At 44.4% G+C, this 21,170-nt stretch carries 17 protein-coding genes; 7 read left to right on the plus strand and 10 right to left on the minus strand.

Features of this window, described 5'->3' with window-relative positions; translation table 11 throughout:
* Window positions 1–63: 63 nt before the first annotated feature.
* Both AC0VYE_RS29680 and AC0VYE_RS29685 read right to left on the minus strand, forming a co-directional pair.
* On the minus strand, window positions 64–1,494 hold the full coding sequence (locus AC0VYE_RS29680; RefSeq protein WP_475444327.1) for an ABC transporter substrate-binding protein: 1,431 nt from the start codon (window positions 1,492–1,494) through the stop codon (window positions 64–66).
* A gap of 124 nt (window positions 1,495–1,618) precedes the next feature.
* On the minus strand, window positions 1,619–2,659 hold the full coding sequence (locus AC0VYE_RS29685; protein WP_083681815.1) for a LacI family DNA-binding transcriptional regulator: 1,041 nt from the start codon (window positions 2,657–2,659) through the stop codon (window positions 1,619–1,621).
* A gap of 220 nt (window positions 2,660–2,879) precedes the next feature.
* Between AC0VYE_RS29685 and AC0VYE_RS29690 the strand changes: the two genes are divergently transcribed.
* Window positions 2,880–3,713 (plus strand): sugar phosphate isomerase/epimerase family protein, encoded by an 834-nt coding sequence (locus AC0VYE_RS29690; RefSeq protein ID WP_076267320.1) that lies wholly within the window; start codon window positions 2,880–2,882, stop codon window positions 3,711–3,713.
* A 14-nt stretch (window positions 3,714–3,727) separates the two neighbouring features.
* Window positions 3,728–4,198, plus strand: coding sequence for a heme-degrading domain-containing protein (locus AC0VYE_RS29695; protein ID WP_475444330.1), 471 nt, complete (start codon window positions 3,728–3,730; stop codon window positions 4,196–4,198).
* 81 nt (window positions 4,199–4,279) lie between these two features.
* On the opposite strand, the gene thrC is transcribed toward AC0VYE_RS29695, so the two are convergent.
* The 5 genes from thrC to AC0VYE_RS29720 all read right to left on the minus strand — a co-directional run bounded on the left by thrC (window position 4,280) and on the right by AC0VYE_RS29720 (window position 12,563).
* Window positions 4,280–5,674 carry a threonine synthase gene (thrC, locus tag AC0VYE_RS29700; RefSeq protein WP_475444332.1) on the minus strand — a complete coding sequence of 465 codons (1,395 nt, stop codon included), beginning with the start codon at window positions 5,672–5,674 and terminating at the stop codon, window positions 4,280–4,282.
* Between the two features lie 220 nt (window positions 5,675–5,894).
* Entirely contained in the window at window positions 5,895–10,586 is a 4,692-nt protein-coding gene (locus AC0VYE_RS29705) for an S-layer homology domain-containing protein (RefSeq protein WP_475444334.1), read from the minus strand.
* Between the two features lie 270 nt (window positions 10,587–10,856).
* The gene (locus tag AC0VYE_RS29710) at window positions 10,857–11,393 is read right to left on the minus strand and encodes a DUF2812 domain-containing protein (protein ID WP_076267324.1); all 537 of its coding nucleotides are present in this window, start codon (window positions 11,391–11,393) and stop codon (window positions 10,857–10,859) included.
* Entirely contained in the window at window positions 11,386–11,712 is a 327-nt protein-coding gene (locus tag AC0VYE_RS29715; RefSeq protein ID WP_475444336.1) for a PadR family transcriptional regulator, read from the minus strand. Before AC0VYE_RS29715 ends, AC0VYE_RS29710 begins: the two co-directional genes overlap by 8 nt.
* 194 nt (window positions 11,713–11,906) lie before the next feature.
* A complete protein-coding gene (locus AC0VYE_RS29720) occupies window positions 11,907–12,563 on the minus strand; it encodes a pentapeptide repeat-containing protein (protein ID WP_475444338.1) in 657 nt (218 codons plus the stop codon).
* 269 nt (window positions 12,564–12,832) lie between these two features.
* On the opposite strand from AC0VYE_RS29720, the gene AC0VYE_RS29725 reads away from it, so the two are divergent.
* From AC0VYE_RS29725 to AC0VYE_RS29745, 5 genes are all read left to right on the plus strand, one after another.
* Window positions 12,833–14,107 (plus strand): DUF3895 domain-containing protein, encoded by a 1,275-nt coding sequence (locus AC0VYE_RS29725; RefSeq protein WP_475444340.1) that lies wholly within the window; start codon window positions 12,833–12,835, stop codon window positions 14,105–14,107.
* Window positions 14,108–14,419: 312 nt separating this feature from the next.
* Window positions 14,420–14,944, plus strand: a complete 525-nt coding sequence (locus tag AC0VYE_RS29730) for a DUF4358 domain-containing protein (protein ID WP_475444342.1) — start codon at window positions 14,420–14,422, stop codon at window positions 14,942–14,944.
* A gap of 5 nt (window positions 14,945–14,949) precedes the next feature.
* Window positions 14,950–16,338 carry an MBOAT family O-acyltransferase gene (locus tag AC0VYE_RS29735; protein WP_475444344.1) on the plus strand — a complete coding sequence of 463 codons (1,389 nt, stop codon included), beginning with the start codon at window positions 14,950–14,952 and terminating at the stop codon, window positions 16,336–16,338.
* Between the two features lie 21 nt (window positions 16,339–16,359).
* Window positions 16,360–17,508 (plus strand): DHHW family protein, encoded by a 1,149-nt coding sequence (locus AC0VYE_RS29740; RefSeq protein WP_475444346.1) that lies wholly within the window; start codon window positions 16,360–16,362, stop codon window positions 17,506–17,508.
* Between the two features lie 521 nt (window positions 17,509–18,029).
* Window positions 18,030–18,689 (plus strand): P-loop NTPase family protein, encoded by a 660-nt coding sequence (locus tag AC0VYE_RS29745; RefSeq protein WP_076267331.1) that lies wholly within the window; start codon window positions 18,030–18,032, stop codon window positions 18,687–18,689.
* Window positions 18,690–18,779: 90 nt separating this feature from the next.
* Here AC0VYE_RS29745 and AC0VYE_RS29750 read toward each other — a convergent pair whose 3' ends face one another.
* The 3 genes from AC0VYE_RS29750 to AC0VYE_RS29760 form a co-directional block, all read right to left on the minus strand.
* Window positions 18,780–19,718 carry a magnesium transporter CorA family protein gene (locus AC0VYE_RS29750; RefSeq protein WP_475444348.1) on the minus strand — a complete coding sequence of 313 codons (939 nt, stop codon included), beginning with the start codon at window positions 19,716–19,718 and terminating at the stop codon, window positions 18,780–18,782.
* 18 nt (window positions 19,719–19,736) lie between these two features.
* Window positions 19,737–19,877, minus strand: coding sequence for a hypothetical protein (locus tag AC0VYE_RS29755; protein ID WP_179089775.1), 141 nt, complete (start codon window positions 19,875–19,877; stop codon window positions 19,737–19,739).
* A 200-nt stretch (window positions 19,878–20,077) separates the two neighbouring features.
* Window positions 20,078–20,956: an NAD-dependent epimerase/dehydratase family protein gene (locus AC0VYE_RS29760; protein ID WP_475444350.1), complete on the minus strand. Its 879-nt coding sequence runs from the start codon at window positions 20,954–20,956 to the stop codon at window positions 20,078–20,080.
* Window positions 20,957–21,170: the final 214 nt, after the last annotated feature.

Here is a 21,170-nt window from a genome sequence, read left to right on the forward strand (position 1 = left end):
GAAGCGGTGCATGTGCAACTTCATCCGAGAGCGGGTCTTCTGTATTTCACTATTTCTATTTCATTATTTCTTTTTGTCTACTTCCTTTTGCAGCTTCTTCTCTACTTCTTCAAGCAGCGGCTTCGGATCTTTATTGTTATAAATGACATTATCACGCAGCAGCTTCAGCTCATTGGACATTTCTTTGGCAACTGGCGTTAATGCCGGATGTCCGGAATTTGGTGACGCTGCGACTTCGCGAACGACTTTGTAGACTGCATCATTTTCCTTATCCCACTTAATCGCATCGCTTGGCGCATTGTAAATGGAGATGGAACGCCAAGTGTTAATATTGTCAGCAAGAATTTCAGGCTGACCTCCAAACAAAATGAATTTCATCGCATTCTCAGGGTTTTTCGCGCCCTTTGGAATCATGAATACATTCGTTCCGAACGTTGTTGCTTTCTCGCGGCCATTTGCCGGAAATGGTATTGCCGCTACGCGATACTCTTGGTCTGGCGCATAAATGCTGAGCGCATTCGCGAACCAGTTGCCGTTGACAGTCATCGCCACTTTACCCGTGAAGAATGGGTGATCCGGGGAAAACGCTCCGCCAAAGCCCGACGTAAATGATTTGATTTTCTCTGGATTGTATTTCTGCGCATACTTATTCATCCAGTTGTACATATCGCTCAAGTGATCATCATTGAGCTTAACATCGCCTGTTTTATCATCAATGAAATTCGCTCCGAAAACCCAGCCCCACAGAAACGCGTCATCACCGGCGTCGATCCATGGGATAAAACCTAGGCGTTCAACGTTTTTGCCGTTTAACACCGTCAACTTCTCAGCCGCAGCATCAAGCTCTTCGATTGTTCTCGGCGGGTTATCTGGATCAAGTCCGGCTTCTCTGAACATCGCCACATTGTAATAGAGCAAGTTAACATTGGAATCCTGCGGATATAGATACGTTTTGTCATCCCGCTTCATTAACGGCAAGAATGAGGGCAGAACGTCCGATTCGTTGAAGCCCATAGCGGAGAGATACTCATCCATTGGCTCAAGGGCGCCTTGCGCTGCGAGTGAGTAAGCGCTTGCATAATCGGAACTAATAACGACGTCCGGCGGATTTTTTCCAGATATGACGGATACCAGCTTGCCATTTGAAAGGCCGCCATCCGGTGGAACATAGGTGGCATTAATCTTATAGGTTGGGTTTTTCTTCTCGAACTCTTCCATTCGCCATTTGTCCCATTTCTCCGAGTCGCCGCCCCAAGGATACCAATAATTAATGTCTCCTCCAGCTGCGGCAGCCCCTTCATTCCCGTTTGTTCCTGCATCATTGCTCGGCTTTGGCGCGGAGCCTGACCCGCCTGAGCAGGCCGTAATTAATAACATCGTGGAAATTATACTACTAACTAATACCGTCATTCCTTTTTTCACCGTAAATACCCCCTTGATAAAAGTAATAGTCAGTTCAGTCTGCTTCGTATCCATCGTCAAGTAGGAAGCCATGTTTCGATTACACCTTAATCACCCCTTCCAATGTGAACGCGTGTTTATTGCGGTTTAAAAAAATGTCTTCCTCGAAGTTGCTCAAATAAACATTGAACACGCGTTTATTATTTGATAAAAAAATTTACACCCTGCGGCATGAATCCCGAACGACTAAACTGCAATCCAGTGTAATTTGTTTGACTGATGCTTCCTGCTGCTCAATTCTGTCGATGAGCATAGAGGTCAATTGCCCCAGCATACCGCTAAAATCAATCCGGATTGTCGTTAATGCCGGATGATGTTTCTCGCTAAGCGCATGATCATCAAAGCCGATCATCGACATATCTGCAGGCACTTGCAATCCCTGTTTCTTTAAAGCTCTAATCGCCCCGAATGCTACACTATCATTAGCAGCAATAATTGCTGTAGGCAGCTCGCTCTTCGTATTGAGAAAAGTATGAATCGCTTCATATCCGCTTTCTTCATGAAAACTGCCCTGTATTACCCAATCCAGATTGACCTGCAAGCCGCATAATTGCATCGCCTTCACGAAGCCTTCGTATTTCGCAGGGCCAGATAGCCGCTTCATATCCCCGTTAATGACACCTATTTTCGTATGGCCAAGTCCAACTAGATAGGCGACCGCCTGCTTCATGCCGGAATCATTGTTGAAATTTGAAACGATTCGGTTGGACTGTGGATGCTCTGGCTGCTCCTGATCCACAACGCCGACGATGAAACCCTCCTCAATAAGCTCCTCTATAATAGGCTCATGAGTAGCGGCACCAATAAAGATACCTCCGTCAATCCGGCGCTGGAAAAAAATCTCCTTTACGTTCTTCATTGTCTCGGTATCGTTTGTATCTCGGATGATATGTGTAAGAACATAATATCCATAAGCTGAGGCATCCTCAATTACACTTACGATCAGCATGTTCGTGAGAATATCACTAGATACATGGCCGGGAGCTATCAGAAACAAGCCAATTGTTCGTGCTCGTTTCCCAGCTAGCACTTGAGCCGATACATTAGGAAAATAATTATACTGCTGGATCACCTTCATAACTTTCTCACGCGTCTGTGTTGGAACGTTGGAGTAGTTATTAATAACTCTGCTGACCGTGCTGCGAGATACGCCAGCCAAGCGGGCGACCTCTACACTATTTATGTCTGCCTTTTTCAATTGTTGCTAGCCTCTTTCGTGAACGCGTGTTTATGCCATTATCATATACATTTCATAAATTGGCTGTCAATCCCTTTGCAGCAACAAAATTTTATTTTTTCAATGTGCTCATCCTCATCAAAAAGATTGATCTTGTATAAACACGTGTTTATGTTATACTTTGCTCAACATAAGTTATTCCTGCTAGCGAGAAAATATTCGAACAAAGGACGGGGTTTCGATGAGGCTTGGAGGTCAGGTTTTTCTAGAAAATAAAAATCCTGAAAGTTGGTCAAATGCACTTATACAAGCGGGCTTCCGCGCAACAACCTGCCCCATAGACGGCAATGAAGATATTAGCGAGCTGGATGATTACTTAGCCGCAGCAGCAAAACATGATATTCTAATTTCCGAGGTCGGCGCATGGAGCAACCCTATTAGCCGAAATGAGGAAACAAGACGCAAAGCAATTGCATACTGCACGCAGCGTCTGGAACTTGCAGAACGAATGGCTGCGCAGTGCTGCGTAAACATTGCCGGCTCACGCGGCGAACAATGGGACGGACCCGATCCAGAAAATTTCAGCGATGAAACCTTTGAGCTCATTGTAGAGACGACGCGTGAAATTATCGATGCGGTTAAACCAGAGAGAACCGTATTTGCCTTGGAAATGATGCCGTGGGTGTTCCCAGATTCAGCTGACTCCTATCTTGCCTTGATCAAAGCGATCGATCGCAAAGGTTTTGGCGTACACTTCGATCCCGTCAATATCATTAGCAGCCCTCGGGCCTATTACCAAAATGGCGAGATGATCCGTGATTTCTTTGCAAAGCTTGGGCCATATATTCGGAATTGCCATGCGAAAGATATTTTGCTGCGCGGTCAATTGACCGTTCATATGGATGAGGTCATCCCTGGCCAAGGCTTGCTTGATTACCGTACATTTCTTACCGAGCTGAACAAGCTGCACCCGGATACGACGCTCATTATCGAGCATCTATCCACCAATGAGCAGTATCAGCAAGCTCGGGAGTACATAGCAAAGACGGCTTCAGAGCTTAATATATCGCTGTAAAGGAGATCGGCATAATGAATCACGAACAACTCCTAGAGGAATTAAAGCGGGAGGAAGAGGAACTGCAATTCGACTCCTTCACGAACGAAACCGCGCTGCAAATCGGACTTGGGCTCATTGAGCAGGCCAAATCGGAGAACAAGTCGGTAACGATTGATATCCGAAAAGGCGAACAACAGCTGTTTCACTATGCTTTTCCCGGCACCTCGGCAGACAATGATGACTGGGTCATGCGAAAAGCACGCGTCGTCAATCGTTTTGGAGTCAGCTCCTATCGTATGGAAATCGAGCTGCGCGCTGCCGGTACAACACTTGCCGAGCGTTATTCGTTATCCCCTTCACTCTACGCTCCTTATAACGGAGCGTATCCCATCTACGCTAGAGGCTTCGGGGTAATCGGAACCATTGCTGTATCCGGATTGCCGGATGATCAAGATCATAAGCTGATCACTTCTGTGCTCCGAAGTATACTTAAGCGAGCCTAAATATAGGCTCCAATAGAAAAAAGGCAGCAGCGAAAGGATTTCTCCTCTAGCTGCTGCCTTTTCGTATCCAAGCATGAATGATTATGCGTTATAAAATGCTTCTAATTCGCTAACGACCGCTGCAAGCGATCCGTCTACGCGAGTCTGACGCTGCTCTTTGCTGAACAGCGAAGCGATTTGCTCAGGGAATTGCTGCTCGATGCCGCAAAGCTCGATGGCTTCGTTGAACTTAGCTGGATGAGCCGTCGCAAGCGAGATTGTGATTCCTTGTTCATTGCTGTATTTGTCAGCCGCAGCGACGCCGCAAGCTGAATGCGGATCAAGCAGGTAGCCGTTTTCCGCTTCATATTTCTTAATCGTGTTCAGGCACTCTTGACCTTGTACGCCATGCGCGCCAAACTCGGCTTGCACTCTGCTCAGCGCATCGCCGGTAATGACGATTTGTCCTTCGGCTTTGAACTGATCCATCAGACTGCGAATTTGAGCAGCATCCTCCCCAAGCACATAATACAAGTAACGCTCAAAGTTGCTGGCTACTTGAATGTCCATCGATGGGCTGTACGTGCTGCGGAAGTCTCCCGGCTTGTACACGCCCTCAAGAATAAAGCGCTCCAAAATATTGTTCTCATTCGTAGCTAGAATAAGCTTGCCTACAGGAAGTCCCATACGCTTCGCTAGGTAACCTGCAAAAATATCACCGAAGTTGCCTGTCGGTACGCTAAAGTTAACCTGCTTCGCATCCGTCTGCTTCGCCACTTGGAAGTAGGCATAGAAATAGTAAACCGTCTGCGCCAAGATTCGAACAAAGTTGATGGAGTTGATCGCCGCAAGCTGATTATTAGCTTTAAAATCAAGGTCAGCGAACAAATCCTTAATCATGCGCTGGCAATCGTCGAAGTTGCCATCTACAGATAGATTCAGTACATTGTCGTCCTGAACTGTCGTCATTTGCAGCTCTTGTACTTTACTTACTTTGCCATGTGGATGTAGAATACAAATCTTAATGCCGTCTTTGCCTTTAACGCCCTCGATTGCTGAAGCTCCTGTATCGCCGGAAGTAGCACCGAGTATATGAATTTTTTTATTTTGCTTCGCTGCAACATACGTGTAAAGCTGGCCCATAAACTGAAGCGCGATATCTTTAAAAGCAAAGGTAGGACCGTGGAACAGCTCCAGCAAATAAAGATCATCCTTCAGCTTGCGGACAGGCGTTACTTCCGGGTCACGGAAAGTAGCATAGCTCGCGTACACCATGTCTTTCAAATCCTGTGCTGGAATCTCATCATTCGTAAAATGCGAGAATATAGCAAGTACAAGCTCTTGATAGCTAAGATTCTGCCATTCCTTCAATGTTTCAGCTGAAATAACTGGAATTTCGCTCGGAACAAGCAGTCCTCCATCGTTGCCTAAGCCCATCATAAACGCATCGATAAACCCTATTTTGCCAACATTTCCTCTTGTACTAATGTACTCCATCTGTAAATAGCCTCCTACATGCGCACAATTATCGTCAAATTTCGTTATCTAAATCATATCATCGTTTTCCATAATAATCGATTGTTTTCACAACAGTATATCATTTTTATCGTCTAACAAGCTAAAACGCATTCGGCGTTCTTTAGAAAAAAAATATACTGTCTTGTATTTAAATAAACGAAAGACATCCCTTATTTAGGGATGTCTTTCGTTAAACCAGCTATTTGACGAAGTTTGCTACAATCGATGCAATCTCGGCGCGTGTAATCTTTTCCTTTGGCCGGATGGAACCATCCTCATAACCTTTAATAATGCCCGCTTCTGATAATGCTGCTATAGCTTCTTTAGCCCAGCTGGACACGCCTGGCTCATCCGCAAAGGATGGCTTGGCTGCTCCTGAGGCAACGATTATTTGGTCTTTAACCGCTCTATACAAAATAACGAATGCTTCCTCTCTCGTCATTTCCTGATTCGGCTTGAAGCTGCCATCATCAAAACCAGTTATAATTCCATTGGCATACAAGCCATTCACATATTTACTATACCAAGCCGTCGGCGTAATATCTCCGAAGCCAGGTTCGCTGTTTTCTGCTTTGAGGCCTAACAATCTGTAAATAACAGCTGAAAATTCCGCTCTGCTCATTTCCTGATTAGGCTTAAAGCTGCCATCTGGAAAACCGCCCAAAATGTTTTGGCCCGCCAGCTTATTAATCGATGCTGCTGCCCAATGCCCTGCAGTATCCTTGAAATGCGGCTCTGGGTCTGGGCTCGGTGTTGGAACCGGACTTGGTGTTGGGTTCGTTCCAGGGTTTGGCGTCGGACTAGGCGTTGGATCTGGACTCGGACTTGGTGTAGGGTCCGGGCTAGGGCTCGGTGTTGGATCTGGAGTCGGGCTAGGCTCTACGCCAGTGTCCTTCTTTTTCTCCACCGTTACGACAACCTTAGCTGTAAATCCGCCGTCTACAGTCACAACCGTAAGGGTAGCTGTTCCTTCTTTTAGAGCTGTAACAATGCCGTTTGTATCGACTGATGCAATGGCTGCTGCATCGCTAGACCATAACACGGCTTTATTATCCGCGTTCAGCGGTGCAACTTCTGCAGTCAATTGCAGCTGCTCTTCTTCCTTCAACGTAACCGCATCCATGTTCACCGTAATTCCTGTTATATGAACAGCCGTATCCGGCTGCTTTAACACAGTGAACGTGAACGTTCTTGTTACAGTCGATTTTCCATCTGATAGAACAGCGGTCAGTGTTACAATCTGATCTCCATTTTCAAAAACAGGCCGTGCAACAGTACCGCTATTACTAATGATTGACTCATGATCTGATTGCCATGTAATGGTTGCTCCATGCAATCCAGTCGTTGGCAGCTCGAGATCCGTCAGCACTGCATCCTTGCTGCTATTCTCCCCAAGGAAGCTCAGGTCGTCTAATTGATCGGCCGCATGTTGTAGCAGCAGCACCTCCATGCTTGCCAGCTTCTCATTTGCCGCCACATTAAGCTCGCTCACTTCAGAGGCAAGAAGTGCGCCATTATAGATTTGGAAGTCTGCGATCATACCGCCAAAATAAGCGTCTCCCGCATAAAAGGATTTCCCAATAAAACCGCTGATGCCGTTTTTATTGTTAATTTGATCGAGAGTAAAGCCGCCAGCATTACCAGTCGAGACTAGCTGGCCATCTACATACAGCGACAGCTTGTTGTCTGTACCTGACATTACTGCCGTAACGAGCTTCCAATCAGCTGATTGGAGCAGCGGCGCTTTTGTCGCCACTTCATTGCGCCAGCCATTCGTTGCGATACCGAATCGCGCCGTGCTGTCTGCATTATATTTTGGCGTCATATACAAATAATGTGTATCGCCTTGTCCAAGCGCAAACAGCCATTCTGCACTGTTCTTGCCTTTCCAATTGACAAGGGCAGATACCGTGACATCCGTCAGCCCATCCAAAATACCTTGCGGCATTTCAATATAAGAGCTTGTATTTCCGCCAGCAAAGCTGATGGCTCCTGCTGCATCTGTCTTAATCCACTCCGCATTTGCAGGATTAACCCATTTGCCATTGTATTTGCCAGTCTGGTCAATGACCGAAGTACCTTCCAGCTTGCTCATGTCATAATGGACAATTAGCTCTGCAGGAGTCTCAACAACATCGCCTTTGCTATCCGTTATCATAATCCAGCTAATTTGCGGATCAGAGCTTGTTGCACCTGCGTTCGCCGCTCGATGCACCGTCAGCTCCAGCTTTCCGTTATCAACGGCTACATTGCCATAGCTAAGCACATCTTTTGCTGCGGAGAAAACATACCCGCTTGTTTTTACTTCTCCGTTCAGCAAAATATCAGCTATCCGTTTGCCGTTCGAATACTGGGACCACGGGTCGTACAAGCCTACATAAACATCGTAGCTTCCATTATCGATGTCGAAGCGGTACGAGAGATCATTGCCGGCATTGCTTTTCAAATAACGCAATCCATCAAAAATATTGCCGCTGTTCGTACCGGATGTCAGCGTATTGTCTCCGATATAACCCCAAGTTTGATTGTTCGCCGGATCGTATTTCTGATCGATAACGTTTCCGTTTAGCAAATGATCTTCGCCAATCAATTGAGTAATATCTTTATAATCTGACGTTTCCGCACCGCCTGCATGAACAAAATAAGTGCTGCCCTCTGGAATGACATACATCTGATGTTCGATGACCTTATTGGAGAGCTCTGTCAGCTTGCCGCTGACGCGCACCGTCCCCGGAATTTTGAATGACGCTTCATTTATGCTCCAGCTCATCGGTGTATCCTTTACCGTTCCATCTGATAAGGTCACTTGTACAGTCGTCGGAAGTGCTGGCGCTTTGCCAATTGTTGTACTTGCAGGAAGCGGAGTATTCAATGTCACCTTCCCCATGCTGTCAAGCAATTCAAGCGACCACTCATCATGCCATTGAAGGGCAATTTCATCATTTTGACCAAATTCAATCGGCAGCCAAATATAGCGGGAATTCGCAAGATCGTTTTGATTCCAGCGGTCACCCATATAGATGAATTTCCCAGCTGCTGCGTCTACAGTAATCACTTGAGTGCTCTGCGAGCCAAAGGTCGTTGAGCTTCCAGGCGCAACATCGCGCATCGTTTTCCACGGTCCCATCATGCTGTCGGCAACCGTATATTTGCCCACGTTCGGAGCCCAGCCCGTCGCACCGGATGAAATCATGTAATATTTCCCTTGGTACTTAAATAGTGCCGGTGCCTCGCGCTGAGCTAGCGGGAATACGCGCACATAGTCCTCGCCATGCACTCCCTTGTACTCCGTATCTCGCTCTTCGTTGCCGTCTTTATGCCAACCAACAACATCTGTATACGAATCATTGAGCTTGGAGATGTACATCGTTAAATTTTCTTCACTCGAATAAATCAAATAACCGGTGCCGTCGTCATCCTTGAATAACGTCATATCCCGCGCCATGCCTGGCTGGTTTGGCTGGCCGTTATCAGTTGCTCCCTTAGGCGCTTGGTCCATGCGATGGCTCTCCTGATAGACAAAAGGTCCGAGCGGAGAGTCGCTAAGCGCATAGCCGGCTTCTGCTTTCGCATAGTTGGCTGTCGATGTCTCACTTGGGCCATCCGTGTGCATCCACATCACATATTTTTTTGTATGATCGTTATAAATGACTTTAGGACGTTCAATGATGCGATCCGTACCGATGTCGTTCAAAATATCGGCTTGATCTGTCCGGCCAGCATATAGCTCTGAAATAAGCGGATCATTCTCAAAGTCATCTATCGAACCGATCGCTGTCAGGGCGAGTCCATGATCCTCCCAGTTGTACAAATCCTTGGACGCGTAAACCCTTACCCCTCTGGCAGGCAAATAACCGTAGGTTTTATCCTCACCGTACCAGTAATAGGTTTGTGTATTCTCATCAAACATCATGCCAGCGCCGTGCGCTTGAATGAGCGCCCCGTTCGTATCTCTCCAAACCGCACCGGGCTTAAAAGAATTGTATATCTCTTTAACCGCCAGCTCTGATATCGCCTTTGATAATGCTGCGATAGCCGAAATAATCTGCTCTTGAATTGCGAGATCCGTAATATCCGCACCGCTGCCCACTAGGGATTGCAGAACGGAATCACTCTCTTGAATGACCTCGTTCAGTACTGCGAGACTGTATGGCGTATATTTCGTGTTTGCTGCTTCAGCTCTTGCTGCTGCAATCTTGTCTTCTAAATCAGAGAGCGGAACCGTTCTGTTCTGTCTAATGATGAGATAATTAACGAGTGGATCGTTATAGTTTGAGAGCGCAGCTGTTGCCGGCCCTTGTATCCTTACGTTTAACATCCCATCGGTAACGCCGATTTTGCGATAAGTAACCGATTTCTCAGCCCCTTCACCGCCAATTGCAAAATCACCGCCAGAAACGTTATTCCCTTCCAGCAGCAAGTTCACGCTTCTTCCGCTCCACGGATTATTGAAGCCAAAGGTCACGTCATATTCGCCTGTTGGCAGCTCAAAATCATAAGCCAGCGCCTTCTCTCTAACCTGCGTACCGTTATAATATCTTAACGTTCCGGATTTGGTCGTTGCATCCCAGACGTTTGTGCCGCTCGTTGTCGTCACCAAGCCCCATGATTTAGAGGTTAGGGGATCAATTCCATATACCTGCTCCGTAACCGAGCTATACAAGCCCAGCTTGTCGTTCCCTTCAACCGTCTTCGGGGTTGAATCACCTGCATTAACGAAATATAAAATATAATCGTTATCCTTCAGCTCCTGCTCTGTAAAATCGTCGGTGACAGCTAAAGCTTCCTCTAGCCCTTCACTTGCTGCATTTACAGGGGCAAGCGAGGTTAGAAAACTTGCTAATAGAGAGAAGCATAGCGCCAAAGACAGCCATTTCTTTCTTTTCAACAATTGAATTCCTCCTTTGAGTTTGGGTATCCGCTCTTTATGTATGCGTTTGCATATCATGCTGCTTAGAACGTCTCCATGAATGTTAGCCTAGGTGTACTGTCTCTTCAACTGAACAATTTAGACAGCAATGAACTTCCATTAGACCGCCTAATTCTCCCGGAAATGAAGCGGTTATGTTCACTCAGGTATGATTTTTTCACCTGCTCAAAACGGTGTGCACACATGTAAAAAAAGAAAAAAGACTGCCCGCGGGCAGCCTCTACTTCTATCCTATTTATGCAAATCTCGTCTCTTGATAAGCCTTCGATTATTGGAAACGATACGAATAATACCATAAACAAACAACCCAACAACGATCATATACAAACCTAAAATGATTAATGACCATGGGTTGAACATTTGTAACGGAAAAATGTTAATCAGTATAATGGGAAACTGTGCGAATAATACGACTGAAAGCAGTGACAAAATTCTTTTGTTGCGATCAATTAGAGAGTCCAGATCGGAGTAGATTTCAGGCCGCACCTCACTGTAGGGCATTCGCCAAATATACCAGCCTGCGCCGGAATATACGAGCTCCCAGCCTGCTTCTTTAAACAGCTGCACATAGTTTGGGTCTTTGTTCATCTGATAGTCGAGGCAATATCTTAGCTTCCTAGTCTCACCCTTCTGGAAATGGAAACGAACGACATTGCCGCTTACTTTCCTCAGATGCCATCCTTTAGCTTCCTCTTGCTCAAGCCATCTCTCTATTTTTTCCGAATCCCAGCTTACCCACCATTTCGTCACCCGTTTCTCGTTATTCATGAAGTTTCCCCTCCACTTTTAAACTATTATGATACAGCTCTCCGATCCGGTTCATCTCTAGTTTGAGCAAGGTTTTACCGTCATCCGTGATGCGATAAAATTTACGCCTATCCTCTTCAAGCACAACTTCAATTAATCGGTCTTTTTCCATGCGCGACAGGCTTCCGTACAAAGTCCCGGCGCCTAAATGAATTCTGTTGTTCGTCAATTCATCTACATGCTGCATGATCCCGTAACCATGACGAGTCTCTATAAGCGACAGCAAAATATAAAAAGCCGTTTCCGACATTGGCAAATAATTGCGAAGTAATTTCTCCATTGTGACTCGGCTCCTTTTGTGTGGAACTACCGAAAGTGTATTTCACCCGATGTTATATCGCACCTCGATATATCATGATGCGATTGTATCACGACACGATATATAAGTAAATCATTTCCATGCAAAAAAAAGACCACTGCTCGTACGCAGTGATCTTCTTTGTTACCATTTTGGCGTTAATATGCTGCTCGCCATTATGTTCCATCATTGACAACAAGCCCAAAAATGGTCGCCATTGTAATCGCCTGTGCAGGCGAGATGATGCAGCGCCGCAAATCCTCTAGCGAAGCGCCTAAGCTGTTAAATTCACAGCTGCTAATATCGACGCCGCCAAGCTTCGTCTGTGAAAGCTGCGCTTGATCGATATTTGTTTCATGCAGATAGAAATTAACTAATGTCATATTGGACATGTCTGCTTTGGCTAACGAGCTTTTCTCGAATTTAACGCCTTTGGCATTGGCGAAGCGCAGTACGGCATAATCCGCAACACATTGCTCGAACCTTACGTTGCGCAGCATTGAGCCAGTCAAATCCATGCCAAGCAGCTTGCAATTAAGGAATGTGACCCTATGAAATACCGCTTCACTTAGATCGATATTTGATAAATCGCAGTTGTCAAAACGAACATCGGTAAATTCCGCTTTTCGCAGGCTTGTCGCCCGAAACGATACGTTATTAAACACTACGCGATCAAAACAAGGCTTATAAGCCGATTGATTATGAACACCGCTGTCTTGAATGATGCTGTCGCTAATCTCGATCTCATCCGCCCATTCGTAATCAGGAACGTCTAAAGATTGCAATTCGCTTGATATTTTAGGTGCTTCAATTTTCTCTTTTTTGCTGGACATAAGTAGGAGGACCTGCCTTTATTATGAAATAAAATCTATACAACCTCAGCTTCTTTATATTATACACTTTCAAATCCTGATAGGACGAATTCGTTTTTTAAGCAACAAATCTTAAGGATGCGGATTGAACATTATGAAAAAACGGGTAATGAGTTGTATAGTTTGGCATCGCTAATGACTTCTTGTGCTCCCCCATCTATAATGTGAATAAATAAAGTATGCCATAAAGGGGGACTTCACTCCCTTTTTAGACGGAATAGAGGTGTGTTATGAAATACGAGATGTCGCTGGAGCAGCGCGATAACATAATGGGAACGCTCACGGAGGAGCAGCGTCATTTTTTGCACCATGAGCTCGTTAGAGGCAGAAGAACGTTGTTCGCACGACAGCTTGCCCGAAAAAAATGCCAGTTCATTCCCGAGGACGCTGAATTCGAGGATATTGAATCGTTTATTGAAGAATGGGACTATATCGGGTTCACCGATAGCGGCGAAGTGTCTCCTCATACAAAATGTGAATGCGGCCGATCCTTGCGCTACCAGCATCAGGTGCTTCATCTCCCTACCAATACGATTCGCTACTTCGGTATCGAGCATTTACAGCTGCATACCGGAATTGATGCGAAAGCCATATCGGATATTATGAAAGGTTTTGACATCCTCGATGGCGAGATGAATGAGATGTTATGCAAATATAGAGATGGCTGGCAGCTCGATCAGCATCTTTTTTTGCCGCTGCCATCGGAGCTTGAAGTGCCTGCCGACATTCAAGCACATATCGATGCCAATCTTCCGCTGCTGGAGAGACAGCTGTCTCGGATTCGCAGAAGACTGCATGAGCTCGACCTTGCAAGCAGGAAGAAGCGGATAGCAGCTGCTTTAACCTATTATGATCAATCGTCTTCAGGAGACGATGAACAGCAAATACCGGAGACCCCGAACTTTCATAGCGACTACCGTTCCGACAAGGACATCATGGAGAACAGTAATCAGCCTGTTGACCATCCAGAACATTCGCAAGGCTCCTTCGATTTTGGAGATAACGATGTAACGCAAGGCGTACTCAGCTTTGACAATTCCAATGATGGCCAAGGTGCGTTTGTATTTGATGAAATCGAAAACAGTCAAGGCGCATTCGTCTTTGATGAGATTGAGGAGAGTCAAGGCGCGTTTCTGTTCGATGAGCCTCCGGTGAACCAAGATGCGTTTGCATTCGAGGAGGCTGGCAAAAAATTAGGCGCTGCCGCAATGCGAGAATCTGAGCTAAGCAGCTCGAATGCCAAAACTACAAGTCCCTTTTATTTGTCGCAGCCGGCTCAGCGTGTCGTTGACGATGCTCTCAAATACGGACGTATCAGCACATTAGCGATCTCTAACTTTTTAATTGAACAGAAGCTTGTACAAGATATACGAATGTCTACGGGAAAACCAAGCATCTACATTGCAGTGGCAGCCTATTTGGACAAGCTTTCAGCTGCAGGCCAATGTGAGCTCGTGCTCGGCAATTCCGAGGATCGCGTTTATTCGAATTCGAAGACTTCGTAATTGCTTTTTTGTACCGAGCGTTCATCCAGCTTTCTTCCCACAACGAATTTCTATTTTTGAGTCCACTTTATCGACCTCGTTTTTTGTGAGAGCTTGACCATCGATATATCGAAAAGCATTGCTGCATGGTCAAGCCTCTCCTCTATGGCAAAAACTCCGCGTAATCACTCATTTTTCTCGTTTAATAAATAATCATATTCTTATGAATTATTAACGTTATTTTTTACCATAATAATTAAACCTGCAACATTAATTTAATAATTTCCGTTTTTAAACTTGATAACAAAAATGACACCGAGGAGATTGATTACGATGAAAAAAAGATATTTTGCATTTATGCTTGTCATTGCTTTAGGTTTGGTGCTGACGGCATGCTCAGGTTCAAACTCAAATTCAGGAACTAACTCCAATACATCAGGCAACAAAGAAGAGCAATTCGTAACAACAAAAACGACAAAAGAGATGGTTGACGGCATGTTGGCCAAAATCGAGCAACCCGCGTTAGCAGAAATGACAGGCGACATGGTGAAACAAATGTATTACTTCGATCCATCTATTCTGGAAGAATATACAATTATGTCACCTTTAATGAATGTTAAAACAAATGAAATAGCTGTTTTCAAAGTGAAGGATGCTAAAGATATTGCTGCTGTTGAGGACGGAATCAAGAAACGTGCTGCGGATGTTCAAAAATCTTTTGAAACTTATTTGCCAGATCAGTACGAAAACGCCAAAAACTATAAGCTTGTAGCGAAAGGCAATCACGTCTTTTTCGTCATTTCTGAACAAGCGGATAAATTTGTAACTGAATTCGATTCCTTCTTCGCTAAAAAATAAGCAATATGGTATTCAGCAGTCTACTTTTCCTATTTCTATTTCTGCCTGCTGTATTGCTGCTGTATTTCGTGTCTCCGTGGCGAATTAAAAACTTCGTTTTGTTCGCCACAAGCCTCGTATTCTACGCATGGGGCGAGCCCGTGTACATCGCAATCATGCTGCTCTCGACGGTTACTGACTACAGCTTCGGACTTGCTCTTAGCAACCCGAAGCGGAGCAGCCTGCAGCGGAAATGGATTGTCGTCGCCTCTGTCGTCGTAAACTTAACCTTGCTAGGTTATTTTAAATACGCTGATTTTCTCATTAACAATGTGAATGCACTATTAGGTACACAAATACCATTAACTGAATTGGCTTTGCCAATCGGTATCTCCTTTTATACTTTTCAATCGATGTCCTACATTATTGATGTTTATCGAGGTACAGCAAAGGCACAACGCAACTGGATTGATTTCGGTACGTTTGTCGCTTTGTTCCCTCAATTGGTCGCAGGACCAATCGTGCAATATTCTACAATTGCGGAGCAATTGCGCCATCGCACAGTGAACATCGAGCTGTTCGCCGAAGGCGTTAGACGATTTATTATCGGTTTAGCGAAAAAGGTACTGCTCGCAAACAATATCGGACTGTTATGGAATACGATATCAAGCACAGGCGCAGATACGATGCCTGCCTTGACCGCTTGGCTCGGCATTATCGCCTTTGCTTTCCAAATTTATTTTGATTTCAGCGGTTATTCCGATATGGCCATTGGGCTTGGCATGATGTTCGGCTTCCGATTTAACGAAAACTTTAATCGTCCTTATACGGCGCAAAGCATTACTGATTTTTGGCGCCGCTGGCATATATCGCTCAGCACCTGGTTCCGCGACTATGTGTACATACCGCTTGGCGGCAACCGCAAAGGTCCGTGGATACAGCTTCGCAACATTATGATCGTATGGCTGCTGACCGGTATTTGGCATGGAGCCAGCTGGAACTTTTCACTTTGGGGCTTATACTTCGGCGTCGTTCTTGTATTCGAGAAATGGTTCGGTCTAAAGCTGCTGCAGCGAATGCCAGCTTGGGTTAGGCATGTGTACGCGCTGCTGCTTATTTTGATCGGTTGGGTATTCTTTGCCTTTGACGATTTAGGCAATATGGTTACTTACTTTGCTGCGATGTTTGGCGCCAATGACCAGCCATTATGGAATAATGAAACTTTATATTTATTGTACACAAATGCCATTTTACTCGTATTATTAGTGCTCGCATCCTTGCCTAAGCGCAAGCTCAAGGAAAACAGAAGTACGCGACCCGTTTTACAGCTTGGCTGGCATGCTTTGTTGTTCTTTATGTCCGTTGCTTACTTGGTTGATGCGACGTTTAACCCATTTCTTTACTTCCGTTTCTAATGTAAAAGGAGGCTGGCGGTTTTGAGCAAGAAGACGGACCACGTTTTTGTGTGGGGCTTCGTCGGTGTCCTATTTGCTATGTCGTTATTATTTTTTTTACTGCCCGTACAAGCCTTCTCGGACGTTGAGAATCGCACGCTCCAGAAGTCGCCTGAGCTGACTTGGGATAATCTTTGGTCTAAGAAGTTTGCCGATGATACGGAAAACTACGTAACCGATCATTTTCCTTTCCGAACCAACTGGGTATGGACGAAGTCTGTATTTGAGCAGCTTCGCCTGCAGCAGGAAAATAACGGCATCTACAAAGGCTCTGACGGTTATTTGTTCGAGAAATTTAATGAACCGAACGATAAAGATATAGAAGAATACACTGCTGCGGTGAATAAGTTTGTACAAAACCATCCAAACGCCAACATCACCTTTATGCTTGCTCCGACCTCCATTGGCCTGTATCCTGAACGGCTGCCATGGCTGGCTGATGCTTACCCGCAAACGAAGGTAAACAGCTTTATCGCCGATCAGGTTAAAGGGAGCTTGTCATTTATCGACGGATTCGAATTTCTGAAGCCTGAAGCCGGCAGCAGCAGACCGCTTTATTACAAAACAGACCACCACTGGACGACTTATGGCGCCTATCTAGCCTATGTTACTTACGCAGAGAAGATGGGCTGGACGCCAATGGCCGAAAAGGATTTCGACATCGAGACCGTTACCAACTCTTTTCTAGGCAGCTATCATACTCGCGGTCAGTTCAGCGGTTTAACACCTGATTCCATTGAAGCGTACAAAGCTAAAAACGGAATTAAAACAGACATGTATGTTGCTGATACGGACAAAAACTTTACGACCATGTATGATTCAAGCTATTTGGAAAAAAAGGATAAATATTCGTATTTTCTTGGCGGCGTGCACGCTTTAATGACGCTTCACAACGAGCTTCCTCCAAAGCAAATCGATAAGAAGAAGCTGCTTGTCATTAAAGATTCATATGCGCACAGCTTCCTCCCTTTCCTGACGCAACATGTCGAGGATATCCACGTGATCGACATTCGCTACTATAACGGCAACATTAGTGACTATATGGAAGCCAACGGGATTGAAGATGTGCTGCTGCTGTTTAATACAACGACCTTCATTGCGGAACGCAATTTATTGAAGCTGAAGTATTAATGGTGGGTGTAAGTTCAAATAATAGATTCGCAAAACAAAGGAGCAGCCGTGGTGGCTGCTCCTTTGTTTATTTGGCGTTCCTCTCAGAGGTAATTTGGCAGCTGCTGAGCCGTTTAACAGGAAATACTCCCGTTAATTAAAACGATTATTCTCTCTCAAAGCCATTAGATGGAAAAACTCCTGTTATTTTTAGCAAATCCTTATCAAATGGGCCTATTTGACGAATATAGCAGGAGAAATTCCCGCTAATGGGGCAAAAAGCAATTTATTTATCGAATTAACGGGAGGTTTTCCTTTAAATAAGCTTTGGTCTCAAACGCTCGAAGCAAAGTTTAGTTACCATTCCTAGTGAAATAAGCCTCACCAGAAAAAGGGAAATGAATAAAACGAAGCGAATTTAATGTTAGAATCCAAATGTTTGGAGGTATAACAAGTGAAAATGAACGCAAATTTCAATTTTTGCTGTCTGAAACCAAGAATGATCCGTCCTTATTCATTTTAAATTTAGGGAGGATCTGTACATGAGCAAACAAAAAAGATTAATTATTATTGACGGTATTCCTGGCTCTGGAAAAACGACAACAGCTAAATCCATTTTAGATAAACTAAATTCAAAGCAAGTAGCAACAAGGTGTTTTTTAGAAGAGGAAGCACTGCATCCCCTGCTCTTACAAGGACCGGAGTTCAGTTCTTTCACAAATGAAGCAGAAGCAGATCAGTTCATACAGCTTCTCACCACTCGTTATCTTGACTTTGTTCAAGCTGAGCTAAACAGTGCCCATGAAGTCATTATTATTGAAAGTGTGTTTCTACAAGACACCATTAGTGTCGCTCATCTCATGGGCATGGATAAACAGAAGCTTCTCACTTTCTCTTCTTCCTTACAGCAGATACTGGCACCACTGGCACCAAGCCTTATTTACTATTATCAAGTGGATGTTGAGAAACAATGGCGGTTTATTTGCAGCGTAAGAGGAAATGAATGGGGTCCCGTCTCCTTGCATACGGATGAGGATTTCAAACAAGCTGCAGAGGTGTGGTCACGGAGTCAGTCCTTTGTCCGTGCGATTGTTAATGCGTGGGACATCCCGAAATTAATCATCGAGAATAAAGACTATCTCTGGGATGAGTATCACCAGCAGATTAGTGAATTCATTGATTCTCTGCTTCCAGTTCAATAAATAAGCTCCTCTAATCCCAAAAGAGGCTGTTCTAAAAGTAGATAAATCTACGTTTAGAACAGCCTCTACTTCATTTAAAGCAGCTATAGTTTAGAAGAACCTCTTCTTCCAAAAGATAACGGCTGTGACACTCGATAAAATAACAGATATGGTCATCGCGATATAAAAGGCATGAGGGTAATCCTGAAACGGAATTTTAACGTTCATCCCATAGAAACTTGCGACCATCGTAGGCAGCGATAAAATAATCGTAATCGAGGTCAAAAACTTCATAACAATATTCAGATTGTTGGAGATGACCGAAGCGAAAGCATCCATCATACCGCTTAATATCGTCGTATGCGTTTCAGACATTTCAATAGCCTGTTGGTTTTCTACAATGACATCCTCCAGCAATTCTTGGTCATCCTCATACATTTTCATGTATTTGCTTTTCAACATTTTTTGCATGACGATGTTGTTTGACTTTAATGAGGTTGTAAAATAGACCAAGCTTTTCTCCATATTCAATAAGGAAAAAAGTTCTTTGTTTTTCATCGACTGATGCAATTTTTTCTCTATTTCGTCTGTCATTTTAATAATTTGCTTAAGGTACTTCAAATAAGAAGTCGCTATTAAATATAAAATTTGAAATGAAAATCTTGTTTTTTTGTACGTGTAAAATTGCTTTATTTTATTTTGTGCAAAAACGTGGAAAATCGGGTTGTCTTTTAGACACACTGTAATAAAACAATCGTCCGCTATAATCATCCCTAGTGGAATCGTATCGTACATGGGAATACCCTTGTCATCCGTCGAAACCAAGGGGAGATTTACAACGATTAGCACATTGCTATTATCATTTTCAATCCTTGATCGTTCTTCTTCATCTAATGGGTCCTTTATAAAATCCAAAGGAATTTGTGCTTTAGCAGCTACTAGATTCATTTCTTGCTCCGTTGGAGCTACAAGATTGACCCAGCATCCTGAAGTAATCTCATCCGTTTCTTTCAGTATTCCGTGCTCGTCAGTAATATAAATATTCAACATGGTTAAAACCTCCTCAGATTAATGAGGAAGCCAGAAATGCCCCTGCCATACAAAAGAGTTGACCTTCAGTTCAGTAATCAATCTTCTGAAGATTGGTTTGTTCATGACTTCCCCCTGCAGCAAGCTTGGCTCGGGTTCGGCGCTACTTCGACTATCCATTACAGAACTCAACTCCTTTTTTTTCGCTATGGTTAAGCACGCTCATTATAATACGCCAAATAAATGAAAATGTCATGAAATTAAAAAAATCATAAAAAAAGATGGCCCCGTGCTTGCAGGGACCACCTCTTGTACGCCTAAATATGGCATTTGCTTATTCAAGCGCTATCCTCAGACAGCGCTGCTTTTCACGATTCAACCTATTCATTTAACGCTGGAATTTCCGAAGGAACCCATAGATTAGCAACGTCGATCCCTTTTTCATCTCTGATCTTTAAGTCTCTCAAAAACTCAAGAAAACCGTATGCCGGTTTCCATCCAAGCATCTCCTCTGCCTCCGATAGATCATGCTGCTCAACTTGTTTTGGCAGCGTCAACTCATACTTCTTCAACAGGCGGCTTGCACCCGGCACTTGTGTCTCACACCATTCTGCGCCAAGCTCGCTGAAGTTCTGAACAACCTCTTGCGGCATATGATGATTGGTATGTACAATCGTGCGAAATAGCCCAATCTTCTTTTCCAAAGCTGCTTTGACCGATGCCACTGTAGCTGCCGCCACATCCCGTCTATCTACCCCATTGCGAAGCAATCGTTCCCCAAACTCTAAATATGGCCGAGGAATAAATTCATGATAACGCAGCATTGCAATCGATGCGCCTGTCATTTCATGATAAGCCTTGCAGAGGTCTTCCCCGATGACTTTGCTTACTCCATAAACCGAGCCCCATCCGAATGCCATCGAGGAGGCATAGACAATCGCTTTTATACCAGCTTGCTTGCATGCTTCTAATAGATAAAAAGTACCATCGACATTAACAGAAAAAATAGTTTCATCACTAACTGGCGGATTGTGTGCACAGTGCCATGCTGCTAGGTGAACAACGGCATCCACGCCCTCCACCGCACGCTGTACATCGCTTGGCGTCCTAATGTCACATCTAACAAACTCAAGCTGCTTCAAATCATCAGACTGAGGGGGCATAACGTCTGCCATCCGAACGGTATAACCAGCTTGGGCCAATGCTTTGCATACCGCCTGACCTCCATTGCCCGCAGCTCCTGTCACAACAACTTTCATTTCGTTCACCTCGTCAGTTTTATCGTAATTTAAAATGGTATAGCTTGGTTGGTTACTATCATGATAACGCTTCCAGAAATATCAGAATCATTTGTTTATTCATCTGCTTAAGCCTTTCATGTCTAATAATAGTACAACGATATATAAATATGAAGTACGCAATTTCTTTTTACTTAGTAACCTAAAAGTAACCTATGAATATGCATGGCAGTAA

The organism is Pristimantibacillus sp. Z349TD_6 (assembly GCF_056173205.1).